The 23,478-nt window shown below is 63.1% G+C and carries 24 protein-coding genes; 22 read left to right on the top strand and 2 right to left on the bottom strand.

The window, feature by feature from the left end; translation table 11 throughout:
- Positions 1 to 330: 330 nt before the first annotated feature.
- A complete protein-coding gene (locus KVT39_RS06570; RefSeq protein ID WP_026044985.1) occupies positions 331 to 624 on the top strand; it encodes a co-chaperone GroES in 294 nt (97 codons plus the stop codon).
- Between the two features lie 46 nt (positions 625 to 670).
- A complete protein-coding gene (gene groL, locus KVT39_RS06565; protein WP_031402778.1) occupies positions 671 to 2,311 on the top strand; it encodes a chaperonin GroEL in 1,641 nt (546 codons plus the stop codon).
- Between the two features lie 145 nt (positions 2,312 to 2,456).
- Here the strand turns inward: groL and KVT39_RS06560 are convergent, their stop codons facing one another.
- Entirely contained in the window at positions 2,457 to 3,323 is an 867-nt protein-coding gene (locus KVT39_RS06560) for a hydroxymethylpyrimidine/phosphomethylpyrimidine kinase (protein ID WP_034182874.1), read from the bottom strand.
- 254 nt (positions 3,324 to 3,577) lie between these two features.
- Between KVT39_RS06560 and KVT39_RS06555 the strand changes: the two genes are divergently transcribed.
- The 8 genes from KVT39_RS06555 to KVT39_RS06520 all read left to right on the top strand — a co-directional run bounded on the left by KVT39_RS06555 (position 3,578) and on the right by KVT39_RS06520 (position 10,191).
- Positions 3,578 to 3,748, top strand: coding sequence for a rubredoxin (locus tag KVT39_RS06555; RefSeq protein ID WP_004186709.1), 171 nt, complete (start codon positions 3,578 to 3,580; stop codon positions 3,746 to 3,748).
- Between the two features lie 104 nt (positions 3,749 to 3,852).
- The gene (locus tag KVT39_RS06550) at positions 3,853 to 5,154 is read left to right on the top strand and encodes a hypothetical protein (protein ID WP_217588189.1); all 1,302 of its coding nucleotides are present in this window, start codon (positions 3,853 to 3,855) and stop codon (positions 5,152 to 5,154) included.
- Between the two features lie 182 nt (positions 5,155 to 5,336).
- On the top strand, positions 5,337 to 5,915 hold the full coding sequence (locus tag KVT39_RS06545; protein WP_006491354.1) for a YqgE/AlgH family protein: 579 nt from the start codon (positions 5,337 to 5,339) through the stop codon (positions 5,913 to 5,915).
- Positions 5,912 to 6,361 carry a Holliday junction resolvase RuvX gene (gene ruvX, locus KVT39_RS06540; RefSeq protein ID WP_027788201.1) on the top strand — a complete coding sequence of 150 codons (450 nt, stop codon included), beginning with the start codon at positions 5,912 to 5,914 and terminating at the stop codon, positions 6,359 to 6,361. The genes KVT39_RS06545 and ruvX overlap by 4 nt, the downstream gene beginning before the upstream one ends.
- Entirely contained in the window at positions 6,348 to 6,863 is a 516-nt protein-coding gene (gene pyrR, locus KVT39_RS06535) for a bifunctional pyr operon transcriptional regulator/uracil phosphoribosyltransferase PyrR (protein ID WP_034182876.1), read from the top strand. Before ruvX ends, pyrR begins: the two co-directional genes overlap by 14 nt.
- 74 nt (positions 6,864 to 6,937) lie before the next feature.
- Positions 6,938 to 7,969, top strand: coding sequence for an aspartate carbamoyltransferase catalytic subunit (locus tag KVT39_RS06530; protein ID WP_027807413.1), 1,032 nt, complete (start codon positions 6,938 to 6,940; stop codon positions 7,967 to 7,969).
- Between the two features lie 52 nt (positions 7,970 to 8,021).
- Complete coding sequence (locus tag KVT39_RS06525; protein WP_131947856.1) at positions 8,022 to 9,311, top strand: dihydroorotase; 1,290 nt, start codon at positions 8,022 to 8,024, stop codon at positions 9,309 to 9,311.
- 19 nt (positions 9,312 to 9,330) lie between these two features.
- On the top strand, positions 9,331 to 10,191 hold the full coding sequence (locus KVT39_RS06520; RefSeq protein WP_217588187.1) for a 1-acyl-sn-glycerol-3-phosphate acyltransferase: 861 nt from the start codon (positions 9,331 to 9,333) through the stop codon (positions 10,189 to 10,191).
- Positions 10,192 to 10,223: 32 nt separating this feature from the next.
- Here KVT39_RS06520 and KVT39_RS06515 read toward each other — a convergent pair whose 3' ends face one another.
- Complete coding sequence (locus KVT39_RS06515) at positions 10,224 to 11,063, bottom strand: symmetrical bis(5'-nucleosyl)-tetraphosphatase (protein WP_217588185.1); 840 nt, start codon at positions 11,061 to 11,063, stop codon at positions 10,224 to 10,226.
- Between KVT39_RS06515 and KVT39_RS06510 the strand changes: the two genes are divergently transcribed.
- From KVT39_RS06510 to KVT39_RS06455, 12 genes are all read left to right on the top strand, one after another.
- A complete protein-coding gene (locus tag KVT39_RS06510; RefSeq protein ID WP_217588183.1) occupies positions 11,019 to 11,270 on the top strand; it encodes a hypothetical protein in 252 nt (83 codons plus the stop codon). The genes KVT39_RS06515 and KVT39_RS06510 overlap by 45 nt on opposite strands.
- A 131-nt stretch (positions 11,271 to 11,401) precedes the next feature.
- Entirely contained in the window at positions 11,402 to 12,463 is a 1,062-nt protein-coding gene (gene rfbB, locus KVT39_RS06505) for a dTDP-glucose 4,6-dehydratase (RefSeq protein ID WP_217588181.1), read from the top strand.
- 11 nt (positions 12,464 to 12,474) lie between these two features.
- Positions 12,475 to 13,368, top strand: coding sequence for a glucose-1-phosphate thymidylyltransferase RfbA (gene rfbA / locus KVT39_RS06500; RefSeq protein ID WP_131947852.1), 894 nt, complete (start codon positions 12,475 to 12,477; stop codon positions 13,366 to 13,368).
- Complete coding sequence (gene rfbC / locus KVT39_RS06495) at positions 13,353 to 13,904, top strand: dTDP-4-dehydrorhamnose 3,5-epimerase (RefSeq protein WP_059889002.1); 552 nt, start codon at positions 13,353 to 13,355, stop codon at positions 13,902 to 13,904. The genes rfbA and rfbC overlap by 16 nt, the downstream gene beginning before the upstream one ends.
- A complete protein-coding gene (rfbD, locus tag KVT39_RS06490) occupies positions 13,901 to 14,809 on the top strand; it encodes a dTDP-4-dehydrorhamnose reductase (RefSeq protein WP_131947851.1) in 909 nt (302 codons plus the stop codon). Before rfbC ends, rfbD begins: the two co-directional genes overlap by 4 nt.
- Before the next feature lie 277 nt (positions 14,810 to 15,086).
- Positions 15,087 to 16,502 (top strand): mannose-1-phosphate guanylyltransferase/mannose-6-phosphate isomerase, encoded by a 1,416-nt coding sequence (locus KVT39_RS06485; protein WP_131947850.1) that lies wholly within the window; start codon positions 15,087 to 15,089, stop codon positions 16,500 to 16,502.
- Complete coding sequence (locus tag KVT39_RS06480) at positions 16,489 to 17,328, top strand: ABC transporter permease (protein ID WP_059888999.1); 840 nt, start codon at positions 16,489 to 16,491, stop codon at positions 17,326 to 17,328. Before KVT39_RS06485 ends, KVT39_RS06480 begins: the two co-directional genes overlap by 14 nt.
- A gap of 4 nt (positions 17,329 to 17,332) precedes the next feature.
- On the top strand, positions 17,333 to 18,091 hold the full coding sequence (locus KVT39_RS06475; RefSeq protein WP_059888998.1) for an ABC transporter ATP-binding protein: 759 nt from the start codon (positions 17,333 to 17,335) through the stop codon (positions 18,089 to 18,091).
- Positions 18,092 to 18,163: 72 nt separating this feature from the next.
- Positions 18,164 to 19,546 carry a phenylacetate--CoA ligase family protein gene (locus KVT39_RS06470; protein WP_217588179.1) on the top strand — a complete coding sequence of 461 codons (1,383 nt, stop codon included), beginning with the start codon at positions 18,164 to 18,166 and terminating at the stop codon, positions 19,544 to 19,546.
- A complete protein-coding gene (locus KVT39_RS06465; protein WP_131947848.1) occupies positions 19,543 to 21,117 on the top strand; it encodes a polysaccharide deacetylase in 1,575 nt (524 codons plus the stop codon). Before KVT39_RS06470 ends, KVT39_RS06465 begins: the two co-directional genes overlap by 4 nt.
- A complete protein-coding gene (gene wecB / locus KVT39_RS06460) occupies positions 21,114 to 22,235 on the top strand; it encodes a non-hydrolyzing UDP-N-acetylglucosamine 2-epimerase (protein ID WP_212164292.1) in 1,122 nt (373 codons plus the stop codon). The genes KVT39_RS06465 and wecB overlap by 4 nt, the downstream gene beginning before the upstream one ends.
- Entirely contained in the window at positions 22,228 to 23,469 is a 1,242-nt protein-coding gene (locus KVT39_RS06455; RefSeq protein ID WP_347064879.1) for a glycosyltransferase, read from the top strand. The genes wecB and KVT39_RS06455 overlap by 8 nt, the downstream gene beginning before the upstream one ends.
- The last annotated feature ends 9 nt before the right edge of the window (positions 23,470 to 23,478 follow it).

The following is a 23,478-nucleotide window of genomic DNA, read 5'->3' as shown; positions in this document are numbered from 1 at the left end:
TTTTTTGATGCGATGTCGCCGGCCTCAGGAACTCCGTGCTTACCCGGTGTCCAAACGGGGCTGGATGGGATTCGCGGGCCCCTCGGGCCCGCCGGTCGGGCCGGAAACGTTCGTCATGGTTTTGTTTCTAAAGAGTTTTTTGTTGTTTTCGAGCGTTTTTCCCGCTGCCGCGCCGTTCAAAAAATTCGTCCGGTTTCCCTTCTTGAATTTGTCAAAACCCGTCCATATAATTAGCACTCGCTGCACGAGAGTGCTAACAATTCTCTGCCGGGCGTTCCGCCGGGCAGATTCCCCAAGCGTTCTTCAATCTCAGTCAAGAGAGGAGTGAATATGAACCTTCGTCCTTTGCACGATCGCGTGATCGTCAAGCGTCTGGATCAAGAAACCAAGACCGCCTCGGGCATCGTCATCCCCGAAGCCGCTGCTGAAAAGCCGGATCAAGGCGAGATCCTCGCGGTCGGCCCGGGCAAGCGTGACGACAAGGGCGCCCCGATCGCGCTCGACGTGAAGGTCGGCGATCGCGTCCTGTTCGGCAAGTACGCAGGCCAGACCGTGAAGGTCGACGGCCAGGAACTGCTGGTCATGCGCGAAGAAGACATCATGGCCGTGGTCAACGCTAACTAAGCGTCCTTCGACGGTACATATTCCCAAGAATTCAAGGAGTTAGAAGATGGCAGCTAAAGACGTCGTATTCGGCGATTCCGCCCGTTCGAAGATGGTCGAAGGCGTGAACATTCTCGCCAACGCAGTCAAGGTCACGCTGGGTCCGAAGGGCCGCAACGTGGTGCTCGAGCGCAGCTTCGGCGGCCCGACGGTCACCAAGGACGGTGTGTCGGTCGCGAAGGAAATCGAGCTGAAGGACAAGCTCCAGAACATGGGCGCGCAAATGGTCAAGGAAGTTGCTTCCAAGACCAGCGACAACGCAGGCGACGGCACGACGACGGCAACCGTCCTCGCGCAATCGATCGTCCGCGAAGGCATGAAGTACGTCGCGTCGGGCATGAACCCGATGGACCTGAAGCGCGGCATCGACAAGGCAGTCGCAGCGGCTGTCGAAGAGCTGAAGAAGATCAGCAAGCCGTGCACGACGAACAAGGAAATCGCACAGGTCGGCTCGATCTCGGCGAACAGCGATTCGTCGATCGGCGATCGCATCGCTGAAGCGATGGACAAGGTCGGCAAGGAAGGCGTGATCACCGTCGAAGACGGCAAGTCGCTGGCCGACGAACTCGACGTCGTCGAAGGCATGCAGTTCGACCGCGGCTACCTGTCGCCGTACTTCATCAACAACCCGGACAAGCAAGTCGCCGTCCTCGACAACCCGTTCGTGCTGCTGCACGACAAGAAGGTGTCGAACATCCGTGATCTGCTGCCGGTGCTCGAGCAAGTCGCGAAGGCTGGCCGTCCGCTGCTGATCATCGCTGAAGACGTCGAAGGCGAAGCGCTCGCAACGCTGGTCGTCAACAACATCCGCGGCATCCTGAAGACCGTCGCGGTCAAGGCACCGGGCTTCGGCGATCGTCGCAAGGCGATGCTGGAAGACATCGCGATCCTGACCGGCGGTCAGGTCGTCGCGGAAGAAACCGGCCTGACGCTCGAGAAGGCAACGCTGGCAGAACTGGGCCAGGCGAAGCGCATCGAAGTGGGCAAGGAAAACACGACGATCATCGACGGCGCAGGCGAAGCCGTGAACATCGAAGCACGCGTGAAGCAAGTGCGCGCGCAAATCGAGGAAGCGACGTCGGACTACGACCGTGAAAAGCTGCAAGAGCGCGTGGCCAAGCTGGCCGGCGGCGTGGCAGTGATCAAGGTCGGTGCTGCGACCGAAGTCGAAATGAAGGAAAAGAAGGCACGTGTCGAAGACGCACTGCACGCAACGCGCGCAGCTGTGGAAGAAGGCATCGTGGCAGGCGGCGGCGTCGCGCTGATCCGCGCTCGCACCGCGATCGCGGGCCTGACCGGCCTGAACGCCGACCAGAACGCCGGCATCAAGATCGTGCTGCGCGCAATGGAAGAGCCGCTGCGCCAGATCGTCACGAACGGCGGCGAAGAAGCCAGCGTCGTGGTGGCGGCAGTTGCTGCAGGCAAGGGCAACTACGGCTACAACGCAGCGACGGGCGAGTACGTCGACATGGTCGAAGCCGGCGTCGTCGACCCGACCAAGGTCACGCGCACCGCACTGCAGAACGCAGCTTCGGTTGCAGGCCTGCTGCTGACGACGGACGCAGCCGTTGCAGAACTGCCGAAGGAAGATGCACCGATGCCGGGCGGCATGCCGGGCGGCATGGGCGGCATGGGCATGGACATGTAATCGACTTCGGTCGATGGTGTCCGGAACGCGCAGCGATGCGCGTTCCAGCCAAAAGAAAAGACCCGCAGCGATGCGGGTCTTTTTTTATTTGCGCGCCGGATTCGCGTGCGCGCGCCGGCCGGCGTTCACGCCCGCCGAGCGCGTTTCAATGCCGGTGCGACGTCCTCGGCACCGGTTCGACCTTCGTGGCCGGCGGCGTGTCCGCATCGTCGTTGCTGCGCGCCCAGAAGAACCGGTCGGGCAGGTACGCGCCCATGCCGGGCCGGAACGCGTCGCGCACGGCCTGGTACAGGTACTCCTGCGCCTCGCGGACCGCCTCGGGCGGCTCCTGGCCGTTCGCGAGCAGCGCCGCGATGGCCGCGCCGAGCGTATCGGTGATGCCCATCAGCCGGTGCGGCGAGCGATCCCACATGTCCTCGCGGAGCTGGCCTTCCTCGCCGTACAGCGTGTTGACGAGCCGGTGCGAGCCCGTCTCGGACGACAGGATGTACTCGCAGCCCTGCGACAGCAGGTGCGACACGGCCGCGTCGAGATTCGGCGCCTCGGCGTCGCCGTCCGGCTGCGCGAGCGCGATCAGCGTCGCGTAGTCGGCGACCAGCAGCGTCGTCTGAGGCGCCAGCAGGTCGGCGATCGATTCGCGCAGGTCGTCGGCCGCGAGCACGTGCTCGTCGTCGAGCGTGAAGTCCGGTGCGAGCACGAGCGGCACGCCGTCGTAGTCGGCGACGACCTCGGCGATCGCGCTGACGACTTCCGCGCGCGTCGCCGCGCCGATCTTGAACGCGGCGACCGGCATGTCCTCGAGCAGCATGCGCGCCTGGGCGGCGACGACGTCGGGGTCGAGGCCGGTCACTTCGTCGCAGGCGGCCGAGTCGCGCACGGTGTAGCCCGTCAGGACGGACACGCCGTGGCAGCCCATGCTCGCCAGGGTCATCAGATCGGCTTGGAGGCCGGAGCCGCCGGTGGGATCGGACAGGCCGAAGGTGAGGACGATCGGAGGGGCGTTGCTGGACATGTAAAAATGGGGCAAGAGAAAAACGGGAAAGCGACGGAGATGCGGACGGCGAGGCGAAATGGGCTTTTTCGGCCCTGTGTTGCCCGGCAGGCCGCACTTTTCAGCCATTATGCGGCGGAATCCGGCCCGCACGACGGATTTTTTAGCGCAGCGCAACGTAGTCGCCGGACTCCAGCGCGATTGCTAGGCAGTCCGGCCCCGACACGGTACCATCATGGCTCCCGAATTTACCGACTTTCCCGACGCGGCTTAAGATGGAATACAAGAGCTGGATGTGCCTGATTTGTGGCTGGATTTACGACGAAGAAGCCGGGCTGCCGGAAGAGGGCATTGCCCCCGGCACGCGCTGGGAAGACGTCCCGATCAACTGGACGTGTCCCGAATGCGGCGCCCGCAAGGAAGACTTCGAGATGGTCCAGATCTGACCGGACCTTCAGCCCACGGACACCCCGCTCCGGCCTCGCATCGGCCCGGCGCTCGCGCGCCGGGGTTCGCGCGAGTGGCTTGACGATAACAGGCGCGCGTGTCCATGACGTCCGATCCGGCGAACTTTCCCCTCCCTGACGCACTGCCCAACCCGCGCGGCGGGGCCGTGCGCGCGGCCGACGCGTGGCTAGCGGCGGCCGCCGACGCATTCGAGCGGCACGACGACGCGGCCGCGCCGCTGTCCGCTGCCGCGGCCGTGCTGGCGGAAGCCGGCTGGCTGCCGGCCGCGCGTTTCGCCGGGCAATTGTCGGCCGCCGTGCCGCTCGTCGCCGTCGAGCCGACTTCGGCCGGCTGGCGTGCCGCGCTGCGCGATTTCCGCGCGGCCGTCGGGCGCCACAACCTGCGCGAGCTCGCCTGCTCGCCGGTTCTTTTCGAGCATTTCCGTGCATTGCGCGCACAAAGCGCCGCCGACCTGCGCGCGAACACGCCGCTCGACGCGCTCGCGCTCGTCGGCCGCGCGGTGCCGCCGGCCACGCTGCGCGCGCTGCCCGATGCGTTCGCGACCCGGATACGCGCCCGCTACGAGCAGGCGCTGCTCGGCGTACTGCGCGCGCAGCACGCCGCGCCCGACGCGGCGCTCGACGAACTCGATGCGATGCAGGCCACGCTGGCCGATGATGGCCCGTACGATTTCTGGCGGCTCGCGGCCGCGTGCCTGCGCGCGCTGCGCGCGAGCGGCGCGCCCGAACTGAAGCGCTTTCTCGCGCGGACGAACCTGCTGCTCGGCGAGCAGGCACAGGGCCTGCGCAGCGCGCCGCCCGAACTCGTGCGCGAGACGGTTGCGCTGTTGTGGCGCGATTTCGCGCTGTTCGGCGCCGCGGCCGAGGACGTCGCGCTCGTCGACGTACTGCACGACTACGGGCTGACGGTCGACTGGCACGTCGCCGGCACGCCGGCGTCCGAAGCGCTGTGGGAGGCCGATGCCGCGCGGGCCGAGCACGACGCGGTCGCCGTCGCGCCGACCCGCGCGCTCGGCGTCGTGACCGTCAATGCACATGCGTATGAGGATTTCCTGCAGACCGCCGATGCGTCGATGGCCGACCTCGCGGCCGATCCGGCCGTGGCCGACACGCGTGCCGCGTGGCGCGCGTCCGGCGCCGCCTACCGGGTCGGTACGGCCGCGTGCGCGCTCGGGCTCGGCCACGCGGCATTGCTGGCCGACACGCTCGGCCTCGCGTGGCGCCGTGCCGCGCACGGCGTACCGCTCGCCGGCGGCGGCCTCGACGCGCACGGTTACGCGTCCGACATGTTGCGCGCGGCGCTGCTGAAGATCGCGGCCGGCGTAGCGCCGCCGGACCTGACCGCGGCGTCCGAAGCGCTCGGCACGGCGCTCGGCCGGACCTGACGAACAAGGGGACGGACACGCGGTGGCGACCCTTGCCGCACGGGCCCGCAACACGCTGCCGACAGTGCCCGCGAGCGTGTTAGAGTGCCGTGTGATCCGCGCGCGCCGTTGCCAGCGTGGCGCGGCGTTGCTTGTTGATCGCGGCCCGGTCAGGTCGCGGCGTCTTTGCTAAAATTCAAACCATGTCAAAGCCTTCCGATCGCATCAATCTTACCAACCAGTTCCTGATCGCCATGCCGAACATGGCGGATCCGACGTTTTCGGGAACGGTGGTCTACCTTTGCGATCACAGCGAGCGCGGTGCGCTCGGCCTCGTCATCAACCGTCCCACCGACATCGACCTCGAATCGCTGTTCAACCGCATCGACCTGAAGCTCGACATCGAGCCGCTGCTGCACATTCCCGTGTACTTCGGCGGCCCGGTCCAGACCGAGCGCGGTTTCGTGCTGCACGAGCCGGTCGAGGGCGCGAGCTACAACTCGTCGATGTCCGTCGACGGCGGGCTGGAGATGACGACGTCGAAGGACGTGCTCGAGGCGGTCGCGACGGGCACCGGCCCGAAGCGCTTCCTGCTGACGCTCGGCCACGCAGGCTGGGGCGCAGGGCAGCTCGAGGAAGAAATTTCCCGCAACGGCTGGCTGACGGTCGCCGCCGATCCGCGCATCGTGTTCGACACGCCGGCCGAGGAGCGCTTCGAAGCCGCGCTCGGCCTGCTCGGCGTCAGCTCGTCGATGCTGTCCGGCGAAGCAGGGCACGCATGAGTGGCGCGAGCGCGCGCGATGCGACGCTCCTGGCGTTCGACTACGGCGAAAAGCGAATCGGGGTCGCGATCGGCAATGCGCTGACGCGCTCGGCCCGCGCGCTCGTCGTGATCCAGAACCTGAACCGCGAACACCGCTTCAAGGCGGTCGGCGACCTGCTGGCCGAATGGCGGCCGGACGCGCTCGTCGTCGGCCTGCCGATGCATCCGGACGGCACGCCGCACGACATGACGCAGCAGGCGAAGCGCTTCGGCAACCAGCTGAACGGCCGCTTCGGGCTGCCCGTCACGTGGGTCGACGAGCGCTATTCGTCGGTCGAGGCCGAGGCCGGGCTGCGCGAGCGCAACGTGCGCGGCCGCGCACGCGCCGAGATGCTCGATGCCGAAGCCGCGCGCGTCATCCTTCAACAGTATCTCGATCAATTGTCCGACCATGAGCACCATTGACGCCGAGGCGCTTTACCGCGCTCTGCTCGACCAGATCCGCGCCGCGTACGGCGCGGCTTTCGCCGAACCGGGCGGCCCGCGGCTCGCCGGCATCTACAGCGGCGGCGCGTGGCTCGCCGAACGCCTCGCGCGCGATCTCGGCGCGCCGGCGTTCGGCGTCGTGAACGTCGCGCTGCATCGCGACGACTACGCGAAGAAGGGGCTGCACAGCCAGGCCAGCCCGACGTCGCTGCCGTTCGATGTCAACGGCGCGCGCATCGTGCTCGTCGACGACGTGCTGTACACCGGGCGCACCGTGCGCGCGGCGCTCAACGAGCTGTTCGACTACGGCCGTCCGGCCGCGGTCGAGCTCGCGGTGCTCGCCGACCGCGGCGGCCGCGAGCTGCCGGTCGCCGCGCGCTTCGCGGGCGGTGCGCTCGACGTGCCGGCCGGCGCGACGCTCGTGCTCGCGCGCGACGATGCCGCGCAGTTCACGCTGCGCGTCGAGGCGCACGGCGCCTGAACGACACGCGAAACCGTATCCCGGGCCGCTGGTTTGCACCGCGGCCCGTTTGCATAGTTGGAATCACGCACACCATGACCACCGACACCACTGGCCGCACCGGCAATCCCGCGGCGGCCGCGAGCCCCGACCGGTTCCGCTACGGTTTCCTGAAGGGCAACCCGCAGCTCACGAAAAACGGCGAGCTGAAGCACCTGCTGTCGATCGAGGGCCTGCCGCGCTCGATCGTCAACCACATCCTCGATACGGCCGAGCAGTTCGTCAGCGTGACGGACCGTGAAGTGAAGAAGGTGCCGCTGCTGCGCGGCAAGTCCGTCTTCAACCTGTTCTTCGAGAACTCGACGCGCACGCGCACGACCTTCGAGATCGCCGCGACGCGCCTGTCGGCCGACGTGCTGAACCTGAACATCAATGCATCGTCGACGAGCAAGGGCGAATCGCTGCTCGACACGATCAACAACCTGTCGGCGATGCATGCCGACCTGTTCGTCGTGCGCCACGCGTCGAGCGGCGCGCCGTACCTGATCGCCGAGCACTGCGCGCCGCACGTGCACGTGATCAATGCCGGCGACGGCCGCCATGCGCACCCGACGCAGGGCCTGCTCGACATGTACACGATTCGTCACTACAAGCGCGACTTCACGAAGCTGCGCGTGGCGATCGTCGGCGACATCCTGCATTCGCGCGTCGCGCGCTCCGACATTCACGCGCTCACCACGCTCGGCGTGCCGGAAGTGCGCGCGATCGGCCCGCGCACGCTGCTGCCGGGCGGCCTCGAGCAGATGGGCGTGAAGGTGTTCCACAACCTCGACGAAGGGCTGAAGGGCGTCGACGTGATCATCATGCTGCGCCTGCAGAACGAGCGGATGAGCGGCGCGCTGCTGCCGTCCGCGCAGGAGTACTTCAAGACCTGGGGCCTGACGCCCGAGCGCCTCGCGCTCGCCGCGCCCGACGCGATCGTGATGCACCCGGGCCCGATGAACCGCGGCGTCGAGATCGATTCGCAGGTCGCCGACGGTCCGCAGTCGGTGATCCTCAACCAGGTCACGTTCGGCATCGCCGTGCGGATGGCGGTGATGGGCATCGTCGCCGGCAACAACGACTGAGCCCGCTTTCGCGCATCCTTATTCACGCAATCAACGCATTTACAGACAGCGCATGAAGATTCATATCAAAGGCGGCACGCTGATCGACCCGGTCGCCGGCACCGAACGGCAGGCCGACGTATTCGTCGCGGCCGGCAAGATCGCCGCGATCGCCGAGGCGGGCGCGGCGGCGCCGGCCGATTTCAACGCCGCGAAGACCATCGACGCGTCGGGCCTGATCGTCGCGCCCGGCCTCGTCGACCTGTGCGCGCGGCTGCGCGAGCCCGGCTACGAGCACAAGGCGACGCTCGCATCCGAGATGGCCGCGGCCGTCGCGGGCGGCGTCACGACCCTCGTGTGCCCGCCGGACACCGATCCGGTGCTCGACGAGCCGGGCCTCGTCGAGATGCTCAAGTTCCGCGCGAGCAACCTGCGCCAGGCGAACGTCCATCCGCTCGGCGCGCTGACCGTCGGCCTCAAGGGCGAAGTGATCACCGAGATGGTCGCGCTGACCGAATCCGGCTGCGTCGGCTTCACGCATGCCAACGTGCCGGTGCGCGACACGCAGGTGCTGCTGCGCGCGTTGCAGTACGCGAGCACCTACGGCTACACCACGTGGCTGCGCCCGCTCGATGCGTTCATCGGCCGCGGCGGCGTTGCCGCGAGCGGCGCGCTCGCGTCGCGGCTCGGGCTGTCCGGCGTGCCGGTCGCGGCCGAGACGATCGCGCTGCACACGATCTTCGAACTGATGCGCGTGACCGGCGCGCGCGTGCACCTCGCGCGGCTGTCGTCGGCGGCCGGCCTCGCGCTCGTGCGTGAGGCGAAGGCCGAGGGGCTGCCCGTGACCTGCGATGTCGGCGTGAACCACCTGCACCTGATCGACGTCGACATCGGCTATTTTGATTCGCAGTTCCGGCTCGACCCGCCGCTGCGCGGCGAGCGCGATCGCGAAGCGATCCGCGTGGCGCTTGCCGACGGCACGATCGACGCGATCTGCTCCGACCACACGCCCGTCGACGACGACGAGAAGCTGCTGCCGTTCGGCGAAGCGACGCCTGGCGCGACGGGGCTCGAACTGCTGCTGTCGCTGACGCTGAAGTGGGCGGACGAGACGCGCACGCCGCTCGCGCAGGCGCTGCGCCGCATCACGTCCGCGCCGGCCGACGTGCTGAAGCTGCCGGCGGGCCGCCTGGCCGAAGGCGGCACGGCCGACCTGTGCGTGTTCGACCCGCGTGCGCACTGGCGCGTCGAGCCGCGTGCGCTGAAGAGCCAGGGCCACAACTCGCCGTTCCTCGGCTACGAACTGCCCGCCTGCGTGCGTACGACGCTCGTCGCCGGACAGATCGCGTTCGAGCGCCACTGAACCACGCCGGACCCTCGCCATGATTGCTCTTCGCAAGCTGCGTCTCGTCTTTCACCTGTTGCGCGGCATGGCGATCGTCGCGCTGCGTTTTTCGCACGTCACGCCCGCGCGCCGTGCCGAGATGACGCGCCGCTGGTCGCTCAAGATGCTGCGGATCTGCGGGATGCGCGTCGTCGTCCACAACGACGGCGCGCGGCTCGACGCGAGCGCGCTCGTGGTCGGCAACCACGTGTCGTGGCTCGACATCTATGCGGTCAATGCGTGGCGGCCGACGCCGTTCGTGTCGAAGGCCGAGGTGCGGCAGTGGCCGGTCGTCGGCTGGCTCGCCGAGAAGCTCGACACCGTGTTCCTGCAGCGCGAGAAGCGCACCGAGGCGATGCGGATCATGCACGAGATGGCCGAGCGCCTGCGCAACGGCGGGCTGATGTGCGTGTTTCCGGAAGGGACGACGTCCGACGGGCAGGACCTGCTGCCGTTCCATGCGAACCTGTTCCAGGCCGCGGTATCGGCCGGCTGCGCGGTGCAGCCGATCTGCCTGATGTACGAGGACGCGCAGCGGCGGCAGTCGGTCGCGCCGGCCTACACGGGCGAGCTGTCGCTCGGCAAGTCGCTCGACATGGTGCTGCGCGGCGGCCCGCTCGTCGCGCATTTGTACGTGTGCGAACCGATCGCGCCGGGCGGCGACCGGCGGGCGACGTCCGCGGCGGCGCGTGACGCGATCGCGGCCGCGCTGGCGTCGATGCAGGAGAAGGTCGGCAAGCCGTCGGCCGAGTCGCTCGCGGAGCTGGCGAAGCATGCGTATCCGGCGACCGAGCTCGGCGCCGGCGGCGCGGCAGGCGATGGGGCGGCCGACGAGCCGGTGCCGGGGCGCGAGGGGTGAGGCGCTTCCCGGTCGGACGACTCAGCGCGTAATCATTCGCCGCCCGGCGCGCCGCACGCTTCGCACTGCACCTGCGTGACCGTGCGCTGCGCCGGATCGGCCGTCAGCCGCACGGCCGACAGCTGGTTCCCCCACACGCATCCCGAATCGAGCGCGACGACGTTCTCGCGCAGCATCAGGCCGAGCGCGGCCCAGTGGCCGAACACGACCGTCACGTCCTCCGTGCGGCGCCCCGGCACGTCGAACCACGGCAGGTAGCCGGGCGGCGCGCTGGCGGGGCCGCCGTTCGCCTTGAATTCCATCGCGCCGTCGGGTGTGCAGAAGCGCAGGCGCGTGAACGCGTTGAACGCGACGCGCATGCGGTCGCGTTTCTTCAGGTTCGGGTTCCATTGGTTCGGCTCGTTGCCGTACAGGCCTTGCAGTGTTTCGCGCCAGTCGGGCGCACGCAGCGCGCGCTGGAGTTCGTCGGCGAGTTCGAGTGCCAGCGTGGCGTCCCATTGCGGCAGCACGCCCGCGTGTACGAGCAGCATCCCGTTCTCGGCATGCACGAACGGGCGGTGGCGGACCCAGTCGAGCAGCGCGTCGGCGTCCGGCGCGTCGAGGATTTCGCCGATCGTGTCGCCCGGGCGTTCGGTGCGCAGGCCGGCGGAGACTGCCAGCAGGTGGAGATCGTGATTGCCGAGCACGGCCGTCACGCGCGGGCCGAGGTCGACCAGCGCGCGCAGCGCGGCGAGGGAGGCAGGCCCGCGGTTGACGACGTCGCCGGCGATCCAGAGCGGCGTGTCGGCGGCGGGCGAAAGCTGGTCGAGCAGCGACTGGAAAGCTGAATGACAGCCTTGGATGTCGCCGATGGCGATGGGGGGGCGGATCATGAAGGGGCAAGTCCTGCGGTTTTCCAACAAACAAGAAAAATGATTGGTTTCAGCCAGCATTCTGCAACTGCAATTTCCCGAAATGCCATTGATCTGGCAAGAAATTTTATTCTCGCCAAGGGTGCGGAGCGCTGTATCAAGTTGTTAGCGGCATGGCTTTTGCGGCCGGCGGCTCCCTATAATTGTCGTTTTCCCGAACAAAATTAGCATTTCATGACTTTGGCGACCATGTCGACCGGTTAAAATTCCCGGTTTGGCGCAGCGACCATGGTTGCTTGCTACGAATCTGATGCGGCCGGTGTTCCACGAGCCTGCCGCGCATTACTAGAGGGAGCCTCATGATCCTGGTTACGGGCGGCGCAGGTTTTATCGGTGCCAACTTTGTACTTGACTGGCTGCGCGATTCCGACGAGGCCGTGCTGAACGTCGACAAGCTGACGTATGCAGGGAACCTCCGCACGCTCCAGTCGTTGGACGGGAGCCCGAAGCATGTGTTCGCACGTGTCGATATCTGCGACCGTGATGCTCTCGATGCGCTGTTCGCCGAGCACAAGCCGCGTGCCGTGCTCCATTTCGCAGCTGAAAGCCACGTCGATCGTTCCATTCACGGCCCCGCGGATTTCGTGCAGACCAATGTCGTCGGCACGTTCACGCTGCTCGAGGCGGCCCGTCAATACTGGAGCGGCCTGAACGACGCGGACAAGGCGGCATTCCGCTTCCTGCACGTGTCGACCGACGAGGTGTTCGGTTCGCTGTCCGCCACCGACCCGCAATTCTCCGAGACGACGCCGTACGCACCGAACAGCCCGTATTCCGCGACGAAGGCCGGCTCGGACCATCTGGTGCGCGCTTACCATCATACGTATGGCCTGCCGACGTTGACAACGAACTGTTCGAACAACTACGGCCCGTACCAGTTTCCCGAGAAGCTGATTCCGCTGATGATCGCGAATGCGCTCGCCGGCAAGCCGCTGCCCGTGTACGGCGACGGCCAGAACGTGCGCGACTGGCTGTATGTCGGCGATCACTGCAGCGCAATTCGCGAAGTGCTCGCACGCGGCGTGCCCGGCGAGACGTACAACGTCGGCGGCTGGAACGAGAAGAAGAACCTCGAAGTCGTGCATACGCTGTGCGATCTGCTCGACAAGGCCCGCCCGAAGGCCGCGGGTTCGTACCGCGATCAGATCACCTATGTGACGGATCGCCCCGGCCACGATCGCCGTTATGCGATCGATGCGCGCAAGCTCGAGCGCGAGCTCGGCTGGAAGCCTGCGGAAACGTTCGAGACCGGGCTGGCGAAGACGGTCGACTGGTATCTCGACAATCAGGCCTGGGCCGACGAAGTCGCGTCGGGCGAGTACCGCAAGTGGGTCGAGACCAACTACGCGAAACGTACCTGAGGAGCGATGCGATGGCACGTAAAGGCATAATCCTCGCGGGCGGCTCCGGCACGCGGCTGTATCCGATCACGCATGTCGTGTCGAAGCAGCTGCTGCCGGTGTACGACAAGCCGATGATCTATTATCCGCTGTCGACGCTGATGATCTCGGGCATCCGAGATGTGCTGATCATCTCGACGCCGCAGGACACGCCGCGCTTCGAAGCGATGCTCGGCGACGGCAGCCAGTGGGGGATGAACATCCAGTACGCGGTGCAGCCGTCGCCGGATGGTCTCGCGCAGGCGTTCATCATCGGCAAGGAATTCGTCGGCAACGATCCGTCGGCGCTGATCCTCGGCGACAACATCTTCTATGGCCACGACCTGGCGAAGCAGCTCGAGCGTGCGCACGCGCAGGAGTCGGGCGCGACGGTGTTCGCATATCACGTGAACGATCCCGAGCGTTACGGCGTCGTCGAATTCGACAAGGAGTTTCGCGCGCTGTCGATCGAGGAGAAGCCGGCCGTACCGCGCTCGAACTATGCAGTGACCGGCCTGTACTTCTATGACAACCGGGTGTGCGACATCGCCGCCGATATCAAGCCATCCGCGCGTGGCGAGCTTGAGATCACCGACGTGAATTCGCGCTATCTCGCCGACGGCAAGCTCGACGTCGAGATCATGGGGCGCGGCTATGCATGGCTCGATACCGGTACGCACGATTCGCTGATCGATGCGGCGACGTTCATCGCAACGTTGCAGAAGCGGCAGGGGCTCGTCGTCGCCTGCCCCGAGGAGATCGCCTATCGTAGGCGGTGGATCGACGCGGATCAATTGCGCAAGCTTGCCGTGCCGCTGGCAAAGAACAGCTACGGGCGCTATCTCGAACACATTCTTTCGGATCAGGTCGCATGGCAATCCAAGTAACCGCGACGGCGCTGCCGGAAGTCAAGATCATCGAGCCGAAGGTATTCGGCGACGCGCGTGGGTATTTCTACGAGAGCTTCAACGCGCGCGAGTTTGCGGAGCAGGTCGCTCCGGGCGTCGAGTTCGTGCAGGACAATCACTCGCGATCGGAGAAGGGGGTGCTGCGCGGTCTTCACTATCAAATCCAGCATGCGCAGGGAAAGCTGGTTCGCGTCATCCAAGGTGAGGTGTTTGACGTCGCGGTCGATATTCGCAGGAGTTCACCCACCTTTGGCAAATGGGTGGGGGTGCACCTGTCCGCGGGCAATCACAGGCAGCTTTGGGTGCCGGCAGGCTTCGCACATGGATTTCTGACACTTTCGGCCTCTTGCGAGTTTCTGTACAAGACGACTGATTTTTGGTATCCGGAGTGCGAGCGCTGTCTGCAATGGAATGATCCCGACGTAGGCATCACATGGCCTCTCGACGCTCCACCTGTTCTTGCCGTCAAGGATGCAGCGGGTGTGCGTTTGGTGGATGCGGAGGTGTATGCATGAGGATCTTGCTGGTCGGAAAGCGTGGGCAACTGGGCTGGGAACTGCAAAGATCGCTGATACCGCTGGGCGAGGTGTTCGCAGTTGATCGGCAGGCTCTTGATTTGAGTTCTCCATCGACGATTGGGCCAGCGATCGAGGCGATTCGTCCTGACGTGATCGTCAATGCGGCGGCGTACACGGCGGTCGACGAAGCGGAAACTCATCATGAGTTGGCGGCGGTGGTCAATGCAACCGCAGTGGGTGAGCTGGCCATTGCAGCAAGGAAGCTGAACGCATTGTTGCTGCACTATTCGACGGACTATGTCTTTGACGGTCTGGCGGAGGTGCCCTATCGAGAGAGCATCCGGCCAGACCCGCAAACGACCTATGGGCGAAGCAAGCTTGCAGGTGAGCAGGCAATCGCAGATTCCGGCGCTGACTGGCTTGTGTTCAGGACCTCCTGGGTTTACGGCACGGGTGGGCACAATTTTCTACGAGCGATCACGAAAGCGGCGTGCGAGCAAGAAGTATTGCGTGTCGTTGCCGACCAGTACGGCACGCCTACAGCGGTACGCGTTCTTGCCGACCTGAGTGTGCAGGCGCTGCGAACTGTCATTCAGTTGCGCCGTACCGGTGACCTGTCAAAGCTCGGGTTGTACCATCTCACGTTGCGAGGCGAAACGACATGGCACGGATTCGCACAAGCGATCGTCAGTGGGGTGAGGGCGCGGGGCGTTCACGGCGTGCGCGCAACCCGTGTCGACGAGATAACCTCGTCAGATCTGACGAGAGCTGCACGACGCCCGGCGTATTCGGTTCTCGACTGCAGTCGGTTTGATGCTGCATTCGAACTCGCTCGACCCTCCTGGGATCAGGCGCTTGGGCTCGTGCTGGATGACATGTTTCGCGGCAGTGCAGCGAACTGATCGAGTCTGGCACTGAAAAATCCTCTTTCACCCGTTGCAATTCGTAGCACTCCCTACGGGGCGCGCGTGGCAATAGTGTGTCTAGAATCCGAGGGAGCAATATTCAGGGGCGACGTCATACGTTAAAATTTGTTCACAGCAGTCTCCGATGGCGCCCCATTTTTAAGGGTGGCAGGATTGTCCCGCTTCGATCAGCAAGCGCTGGTCCGGGCATAGCCGCAGGGGCGGCGCAGGACGATCGATAACCTTTCAGTAAAGTCTGTGCAGCGAGGAATTTGTGAGTTTGATCCCTATCATCCTGTGTGGTGGTGCCGGTTCGCGGTTATGGCCGGTGTCGCGAGAAATGCATCCCAAGCCCTTCATTCGCCTTTCCGACGGGCAGAGTCTCCTTCAGAAGGCTTTCCTTCGCGCGACTGGCTTGCCGGGTGTCGAGCAGGTCCTCACGGTGACGAACCGGGATCTGTTCTTCAAGGCGGAAGACGAGTTTCGGGAGGTCAATACAGGCAACGTCGCAACGTCGTTCATCTGTGAACCGTTCGGCCGCAATACGGCGGCTGCGATTGCTGCGGCAGCCTCGCACGTTGCACAGGTATCCGGTCCTGAAACAACGATGCTTGTCTTGGCTGCGGACCACTTGATCTCCGATCAGGACGCGTTCGCAAAGGCCGTCGACGAGGCCGTCAAGTTGGCCGAGCAGGGCAAGATAGTCACGTTTGGTATCCGTCCCGAAACGCCCGAAACCGGGTATGGCTACATCGAAGCCGACGGTAATAAAGTGTTGCGGTTTGTCGAGAAGCCGGCACTTGCAAAGGCGCGAGAATACGTCGAATCTGGACGATTCCTCTGGAACTCGGGGCTCTTCTGCTTTACGGCCGGCGCCATGCTGCGCGAACTGGAAACGCACTGTCCGGACATCCTGCGAGCCACTCAGGCGTGCATGGAGGCGTCCCGAATTTCGGAAGGAAGCGGTTGGACGCAGGTTCAACTGGAACCCAAGCGCTTTGGTGCCGTACCCGATGACTCCATTGACTATGCGGTCATGGAAAAATCGACGAACGTTGCCGTCGTCCCGTGCACCATCGGGTGGAGCGACATCGGATCCTGGGCCGCCATTAGCGAGCTTTGCAAGCCGGACGGCAACGGTAATCGGGTTGAGGGCGAGGCGTTGCTGCACGATGTCGGAAATTGCTACCTGATGAGCAACGATCGAATTATCGGCGCGGTTGGCGTCGATAATCTCATCGTGATCGATACGCCAGACGCGCTGCTTGTCGTCAATCGCGATCGGGCGCAGGACGTTCGGCACATCTATTCGGAATTGAAGGCGCGCGGTCACGAAGCGCATAAATTGCATCGTACCGTTCATCGTCCGTGGGGGACGTATACGGTGCTGGAAGAGGGTGCCCGCTTCAAAATCAAGCGCATCGAGGTCAAGCCTGGTGCAAGTCTTAGCCTGCAGATGCATCACCATCGCAGCGAGCACTGGATTGTCGTAAGCGGAATGGCGAAAGTCGTGAATGGTGATCGGGAGTTGTTCGTTTCGACAAACGAATCAACGTACATTCCGGCTGGCCACAAGCATCGACTCGAAAATCCTGGTGTTGTCGATCTTGTGATGATCGAGGTGCAGAGCGGGGAGTATCTCGGCGAGGACGATATCGTCAGGTTTGAGGATGTCTATGGGCGTGCTTAACAGCACTGAAGCTGCGGCAATCGACCGCGGAGGCAGCGACCTTGGCTCCCACAGCGGACGCGACGACATTTTGGTTGGCGTGAAGTCGGCGCGCGTGTGGGGAACCTTGGGGTGGCATGACATTCGTCAGAGATATCGCCGGTCAGTGATAGGGCCGTTCTGGTTTACGCTTAGCACGGCGATCATGGTCATCGTGCTTGGCGCACTGTACTCGACCCTCCTGCACCAGGAGATCAAGGACTACCTGCCGTATCTGGCGGTAGGGCTGGTTCTCTGGCAGTACTTGTCGACCGTCGCGAACGAGGGGTGTAACGCTTTCATTGGTTCCGCCTTCATGATCAAGCAGATACGGATTCCGCTTACGATTCATGCGTGTCGGATCGTATGGCGCAACTTCGTGATAATGCTTCACAGTTTCCCGGTCGTCGTGGTGTTGCTTATCGTGTTCGGACACTGGCCCACATGGGAATTTCTGTTGGTGCCGCTTGGATTGTTTCTGCTGCTGCTGCACGGAGTATGGATCAGTGTGACGCTCGGAATACTGTGTGCCCGTTTTCGCGATATTCCGCCGATCGTTACCAATTTGATTCAAGTGGTGTTTTTTTTCACTCCGGTGATGTGGTCGCCTGAAATTCTGAAGGACCGCGCTTGGGTGGCTGAATACAATCCACTCTATCACTTGATGGAAATTGTGCGTGCACCGATTACCGGTCGACCGATGCATTGGGAGTCTTGGGTATGGTCGGTGGCAATGCTTGTCGCAGGGCTTGCATTCTCGCAATTCTTGATGCGACGCACCCGTAATCGGGTTCCATACTGGCTTTGATACCGTGAGCTCATCTATTGTTGCAGAGGGAATATTTGTCGAATTCCCTATTTACGAAAATTCCCATCGCTCACTGAAGAAGGCGGTACTGAACCTGACGACCGGTGGTCGTATCGGTCAGGATGCGGGAAAACATACGATTGTTCGTGCGCTCGATGACCTGAGTTTCGAGTTCGCCGACGGTGCGCGTGTCGGCCTTGTCGGGCATAACGGCTCCGGAAAGACTACGCTGTTGCGTACGCTTTCCGGGGTCTACGAGCCGGTCCGAGGCAAACTGAAGGTGCATGGTAAGGTTGCGTCGCTGCTGGACGTGTCCATGGGGCTGGATCCGGATGCCACTGGGTTCGAGAATATCTACCTGCGTGGCATTCTTGACGGCCTGTCGCCAAGCAGAATTCGCAGCAAGATCGACGAAATTGCTGATTTCAGCGATCTCGGAGAGTACTTGAACCTGCCGGTCCGGACCTATTCGAGCGGGATGATGCTGCGCCTAGCGTTCGCGATCTCGACGAGTGTTGAGGCGGACATTCTGATCATGGACGAGTGGCTCAGCGTCGGCGACGCGGAGTTCAGTGCTAAGGCAGCGCGGCGTCTTGAAACCTTGGTGGGGAATGCATCCATTGTCGTGATCGCGTCCCATGATCCGACGTTGGTCGCGCGCGTGTGTACCCGAAGAATCAGCCTTGAGCACGGGAAGATCGTGGCGGACGAGCCGATCACCCCCGCGGTGCAAGCACCGCCCACCACATCGTCGCTTTCCTGAAAGCGCTCCTACGCTGCAGGCGATCGAATATCAAACGGCGGCTCACCCGGTGAGCCGGGAAAGGCATCAAACATGCGTTCAGACCATCCTTTGATTCGCTATGGCGGGTCGTTGTTTAGGCACCAGCCTTTCCGCTTTCTGAAAGGCGCTGCGGGAGCGTACATCGCATACCCGATCGCGGAGAGTCGCGAAAAGCGCAACGTCCGTCCCAAGGTCGCGGAATTGCACCGTCACTATGCGCTACCGGTCGAGCAACGCAGGCGGATTGCGCTGGCCCGCTTGGTGCAAATCCTGCAGTTCGCCGGCGAGCACGTGCCTTACTACCGAGATCTATTCCGCGAAAGGAATTTCGATCCGCTGAAAGCCGGACTGGATCCGCGCTATCTCGAGTCTTTACCGTATCTGACCAAAGACATCATACGGGAGCAGGGGGCACGCCTGCTTTCAAAGCCACTGGAAGCGGTGCGGCATCATGCGTGCAAGACGGGGGGGTCCACCGGACTCTCTTGTACGATTTACTACGATCAGGAGGCTGCCGATTATTCGTCGGCCGTGACGTTCTACGCACGTCAACGGATCGGTAAGCGCGGTTACCATCCGGAGTTGCATTTTGCCTGCCGCTTTCCTGACGAGGTTACTCCGAATTGGCCATCCCGCGAAGACTTCAAATGCTTCGCGATGAATCGAAGCAACATCTTTTTTGACAGCATCGACGACAAGGGCCTCGAAGAGATCTGGCAAACGCTCAAGGCGCGGCGACCGTTTCTCGCGCACGGGCATCCATCGACCATGTATGCGCTCGCATGTTACGTCGAAAGGAAATACGGGAGCGGCAAGGCATTCGAAATTTTCGAGTCGAGCGGCGAATTGCTTGAGCCCCAGGCGCGCTTGATCATTGAGCGTGCGCTGCAGTGTCGCGTGATCAACCGCTACGGCCTCGCCGAACTCGGCGTGATGGCGTACGAGCTCGACGGCCATGACGCAGGATTTCAGATTCTCGAATCTGAAGGGTGGCCCGAAAGTCGCCATCTCGATGCGGAAGCAGACGGTGCCAGCGAGCTGGTATTCACGGGATTCCGCAATCACCTCATGCCGTTGATTCGCTACGCAACGGGTGATCTCGCTCGTGTCGTAGAGCGCAATGGCGTAATGTATCTGAGCGACGTGGTTGGCCGGATTCACGACATCGTACCGATCAACGGCGTGGCTCACGCGACGCATCACATTCAGGACATGCTCGATCATCGGGTGGGCGGCATTCAGGAATTTCAGATCGATCTACGTACCGTACCGCCCACACTACGCATCGTGCTTGAGCCGTGGGCGACCGAAGAGGACACAACACGTAAGCTGCGCGGCTATTGGGGTGACGCATTCGCAATCGAGTTTGTCGGTCATGATGCGCTGGTGCGGGTAGGGAGCCGTGCCAAATTCCGCCATGTGGTGACCGCATGATCGGCGTTATCTATTCAGCTACCTCGGCGGTTGCGGGGCAATTGGTGCTGGCGTCTCTGCGTCGTTCCGTCGGGTCGGGGCAAGCGCGCGCACTTAGTTTTAGCGCGCTGAGCACCTGCTCCGCATCGGTGCTGGTTGCTGTCGATGTGCCAGATGAGTTTGGCAATGCGTTGATTGGCTGGCTTGGGACGCCTGGGCGCAAATTGCTAGTGTTTGGGCGAATGCCGCATGCGCTTGCAACTCGCTTGAATTGTCGGCAGATCGAGCATGTGGAAGGCTTTGCCGATGCAGCACGTAGTGCGCCGGCTGCAAGCCGCTGCACCAGTCAGAGTAGCGCAACAGTGCGTTATACGAGGTTCACCGCTTCTGTCGGCGGGCGGGAGTGGGTACGGCCATTCGAGCGTTTCGATTTCGCTGATGAATGGAACAACCTGGGTTTTGGTGCGATTCGATCGGATGATTCAATTTGGTCGGTCGGTGCTCCGCTGGATGTCCCGGAGTCCGCTCGACTCGCGTCCGTGTATATAGAGCAAGACCGCCAGTTTGCGTATGCAGCCTTGTGGGACGACGAAGCGACGAGCGTGCTGTGGTTCAATCGGCCAGTCGGGCCTTGTGATTCGTTCGAATGGCGCGTCGTCGAGAACTTCCTGTCGGGTTACAGGGCAGATGAATTGCACTGTCAACCTGTGTTGAGCGAAGTCCCGTGGGGCTATGACGCCGTGATTACCTCGCGCCTTGATTGCGACGAGGACGTCGAATCCGCCCGCCCCCTTTGGGACGCATATCGCCGACTTGGGGTGCCGTTTTCGCTGGCGGTGCATACCGCCAACCTCGGGAATACGACGCATCACGTGATCCTGAAGGAGTTGGCCGCCGATCCGAGCGCGGCGATACTTTCCCACACTGCGACGCACGCGCCAAACTGGGGAGGGAGCTACGCGGCCGCGCTTGCGGAAGGTCGTGAATCTGCGCACCTGCTCGAGTCGGTCATTGCTCGACCGGTGCGATACGCGGTATCCCCTTTTCACCAAACGCCGCACTATGCGCTCGAGGGGTTGGCCGATGCGGGTTATGCCGGATGTATCGGCGGAATCATCCGAAACGATCCGGAGTTCCTGTTGGCCCGCGGCGGCATCCTGGCTGGGATGCCGGAGGGATTCGTAGGACATAGCCAGCAATGTATGCTTCACGGCGATTGCATGCTGGCGGAGGGCGATCCGCTCGCCGTGTTCAAGGCCGCATTCGACCTCGCCTATGAGACGAAGACGCTGTTCGGCTATCTTGATCATCCGTTTTCCGAACGATATCAATACGGCTGGCGGACCGAGGGCGAACGGATTTCGGCTCACGAGGAATTCGTTCACTACATGCGCGCTCGTGCCAAACGACCGCTCTTCATCAACGAAGAAGTCGCAATGGATTTCCTGCTTGCAAAGTCGATGTATGACCTGATTGAGGACGGCGACACTTACGTCGTGACACCGATGCGTGGCGTTACATCGCCATTTCCGCTTGCGGTCGAATATCGTGGTGAACTTCTTGAGGTCAACGATAGTGGGCGGTTGCAATGAGAGTCATGGTCATAATGGGCACTCGGCCCGAAGTGATCAAGTTGGCGCCCGTCGTTGCGGCATTGCGTGGTAACGTCGACTTGATAGTGTGCACGAGCGGCCAGCACCGGGAGATGCTCGCTCAGGCGCTTGCCTATTTCGGTATCGAAGCGGACATCGGCGTCGATACAATGAGCCCTGGGCAGTCGTTGAACGTCTTGTCGGCACGCATCCTGACCGAGATGGATGGTGTTCTCGCGCGAGAGAAACCGGACTGGGTGCTTGTACAAGGGGATACGACGACTGCAATGTGCGCCGGCCTCGCTGCATTTCATCGCGGCATCGCGGTCGGTCACGTCGAGGCGGGACTTCGAACTGGCGATCTCTCCAGCCCATTTCCCGAAGAAGCCAATCGCAGCCTGCTGGGACGGATTGCAACTCGCCACTTTGCGCCGACCGAATCCGCCCGCCAGAACCTGCTGCGCGAGGGGATCGACGACGCGTCCATTGTTGTGACCGGTAATACGGTCGTGGATGCGATTGCGCTGGCGAAACATGAATGGCTCGATGCGCCTGCGTCCCTCCGTTTGCCCGAGTCGTGCAATGTGACACGGCCATTCGTTCTGGTGACTTGTCACCGTCGCGAGAACTTCGGCGAAACCCTGTTGGGTATCTGCCAGGTTCTGCGGCGCTTGTGCGAGCGTTACACGCAGTACCAATGGATTTTCCCGGTCCACCTTAATCCTTCGATTCGGGAGCCCGTCATGCGCGAGCTGACGGGGGTGCGGAATCTCGCATTGATTGAGCCCGTCGATTATCCGTCCAGCCTTTATCTGATCAGCCGCAGCGCGCTTGTCATCAGCGATTCCGGGGGTATCCAGGAAGAGGCGCCGAGCTTCGGTGTTCCGGTGGTCGTCATGCGCAATCACACCGAACGAGAGGAAGGCGTCAAAGCAGGATTCGCCACGTTGGCCGGACAGGCTGCCGATCGGATCGAGGCGGCAGCGTCGTCGTGGCTCGATGACGCGGAACGACGCGGGGCGCTGCGCGATCGCCCGAACCCGTATGGAGACGGTCGGGCGTCGCAGCGTATCGTTGCGAACCTGCTTGACCAGCCACAGGAGGTGTTTGGTGGCTGAAGTGAAAGGGCGGCCTGGCTCGCGTGGCGATTGTGTGCTCTTTTCGACAGCTGACTGGGACGAGCCATACTGGACGAACAAGCAACATACTGCGCGGGTGCTTGCGAAGAGCGGCTGGCGCGTACTGTATGTTGAGAGCGTAGGCTTGCGCTCGCCAAAGCTCACAAGCGGCAAGGATTGGGGGCGTATCTGGCGCCGTTTGTGGCAAGGTGTGCGGTCCAATTTCGTTGCACCGCCGCAGCGGGAGTCCAATGTCTGGGTGCTTTCGCCGCTGATGATTCCGGCAAAGCACCATTGGCCGCTGGTGCGTCGCTTCAACCAGACGTTGCTGCGGTGGAGCATCACTCGGTTTGCGCGCCGGCGTTCGTTTCAGCAGCCGATTATTTGGACTTACCACCCATTCATGCTCGATGCCGTGCGAAATCTGGAGAGTGGCGCACTTGTCTATCACTGTGTAGACGATCTCGCTGCTATTCCGGGCGTCGATGTCCCTGCCTTCCGAAGCGCCCAGCAGGACTTGCTCAAGCAGTGCGATTCGGTATTCACAACGGCTGTCGCGTTGCGAGACCAGTGCTTGCCATTTAATCCGAATACGCACTTTTTCTCCAACGTAGTCGACGCCGACCATTTCGGGAGGGCGTTGGAGCCCGGACCATTGCCGCGCGACGTGGCCGATATTTCGGGCGTGCGACTCGTGTACCACGGTGTCTTGTCCGATTTCAAGGTCGATTTCCCGCTTGTTCTGGCCGCCGCGCGTGCGAGGCCGGATTGGCAATGGATCTTCATCGGAGAGGAGCGGGAAGGGCAGCGCAGCGAGCTGATCACACAGCTGAAGCGATTGCCGAACGTGCATTTCCTGGGGTATCGGCGCTATGAAGAGTTGCCTGACTATCTGCGAGGCATGGACGTCGGGTTGCTGCCGACCCTGCTGAACGACTACACGCGTTCGATGTTCCCGATGAAGTTTTTTGAGTATTTGGCAGCAGGGGTGCCGGTTGTTTCGACCCCGCTGGATTTTACCCGCGAGCGGCTGGATGGTCTGGATGTCGGCGACACGCCCGAGCGCTTCGTGGAGGCGATCGAACGGCAGCTGCAACGCGGTAGACTGACGCCGGCAGAGGCGCAGGCCGGCGTGGGCGACAATACTTGGGAAGCCCGAACCGTTAAAATGCTGAATCACGTGTGGCGGCAGGCCGGCCGGGAAAGGCCGCAGCCGCTTGCTTCCGAACATTAAACTGGAGTG

The sequence above is a fragment of the Burkholderia sp. GbtcB21 genome, assembly GCF_019091065.1.
Classification (GTDB): Bacteria; Pseudomonadota; Gammaproteobacteria; order Burkholderiales; family Burkholderiaceae; genus Burkholderia; species Burkholderia pyrrocinia_C.
Note: the sequence above shows the minus strand (reverse complement) of the source record. Positions and strands in the feature narration are given on the sequence as shown.

Coding starts and splice junctions, on each gene's coding strand:
- groL (WP_031402778.1), top strand. CDS start 671: ATGGCAGCTAAAGACGTCGTATTCGGCGATTCCGCCCGTTCGAAGATG.
- rfbA (WP_131947852.1), top strand. CDS start 12,475: ATGGCACGTAAAGGCATAATCCTCGCGGGCGGCTCCGGCACGCGGCTG.
- pyrR (WP_034182876.1), top strand. CDS start 6,348: ATGAGCACCATTGACGCCGAGGCGCTTTACCGCGCTCTGCTCGACCAG.
- KVT39_RS06570 (WP_026044985.1), top strand. CDS start 331: ATGAACCTTCGTCCTTTGCACGATCGCGTGATCGTCAAGCGTCTGGAT.
- KVT39_RS06515 (WP_217588185.1), bottom strand. CDS start 11,063: ATGATCCGCCCCCCCATCGCCATCGGCGACATCCAAGGCTGTCATTCA.
- KVT39_RS06525 (WP_131947856.1), top strand. CDS start 8,022: ATGAAGATTCATATCAAAGGCGGCACGCTGATCGACCCGGTCGCCGGC.
- KVT39_RS06510 (WP_217588183.1), top strand. CDS start 11,019: ATGACAGCCTTGGATGTCGCCGATGGCGATGGGGGGGCGGATCATGAA.
- KVT39_RS06470 (WP_217588179.1), top strand. CDS start 18,164: ATGCGTTCAGACCATCCTTTGATTCGCTATGGCGGGTCGTTGTTTAGG.
- KVT39_RS06550 (WP_217588189.1), top strand. CDS start 3,853: ATGACGTCCGATCCGGCGAACTTTCCCCTCCCTGACGCACTGCCCAAC.
- KVT39_RS06560 (WP_034182874.1), bottom strand. CDS start 3,323: ATGTCCAGCAACGCCCCTCCGATCGTCCTCACCTTCGGCCTGTCCGAT.
- rfbC (WP_059889002.1), top strand. CDS start 13,353: ATGGCAATCCAAGTAACCGCGACGGCGCTGCCGGAAGTCAAGATCATC.
- wecB (WP_212164292.1), top strand. CDS start 21,114: ATGAGAGTCATGGTCATAATGGGCACTCGGCCCGAAGTGATCAAGTTG.
- KVT39_RS06520 (WP_217588187.1), top strand. CDS start 9,331: ATGATTGCTCTTCGCAAGCTGCGTCTCGTCTTTCACCTGTTGCGCGGC.
- rfbD (WP_131947851.1), top strand. CDS start 13,901: ATGAGGATCTTGCTGGTCGGAAAGCGTGGGCAACTGGGCTGGGAACTG.
- ruvX (WP_027788201.1), top strand. CDS start 5,912: ATGAGTGGCGCGAGCGCGCGCGATGCGACGCTCCTGGCGTTCGACTAC.
- KVT39_RS06480 (WP_059888999.1), top strand. CDS start 16,489: ATGGGCGTGCTTAACAGCACTGAAGCTGCGGCAATCGACCGCGGAGGC.
- KVT39_RS06545 (WP_006491354.1), top strand. CDS start 5,337: ATGTCAAAGCCTTCCGATCGCATCAATCTTACCAACCAGTTCCTGATC.
- KVT39_RS06530 (WP_027807413.1), top strand. CDS start 6,938: ATGACCACCGACACCACTGGCCGCACCGGCAATCCCGCGGCGGCCGCG.
- KVT39_RS06465 (WP_131947848.1), top strand. CDS start 19,543: ATGATCGGCGTTATCTATTCAGCTACCTCGGCGGTTGCGGGGCAATTG.
- KVT39_RS06555 (WP_004186709.1), top strand. CDS start 3,578: ATGGAATACAAGAGCTGGATGTGCCTGATTTGTGGCTGGATTTACGAC.
- rfbB (WP_217588181.1), top strand. CDS start 11,402: ATGATCCTGGTTACGGGCGGCGCAGGTTTTATCGGTGCCAACTTTGTA.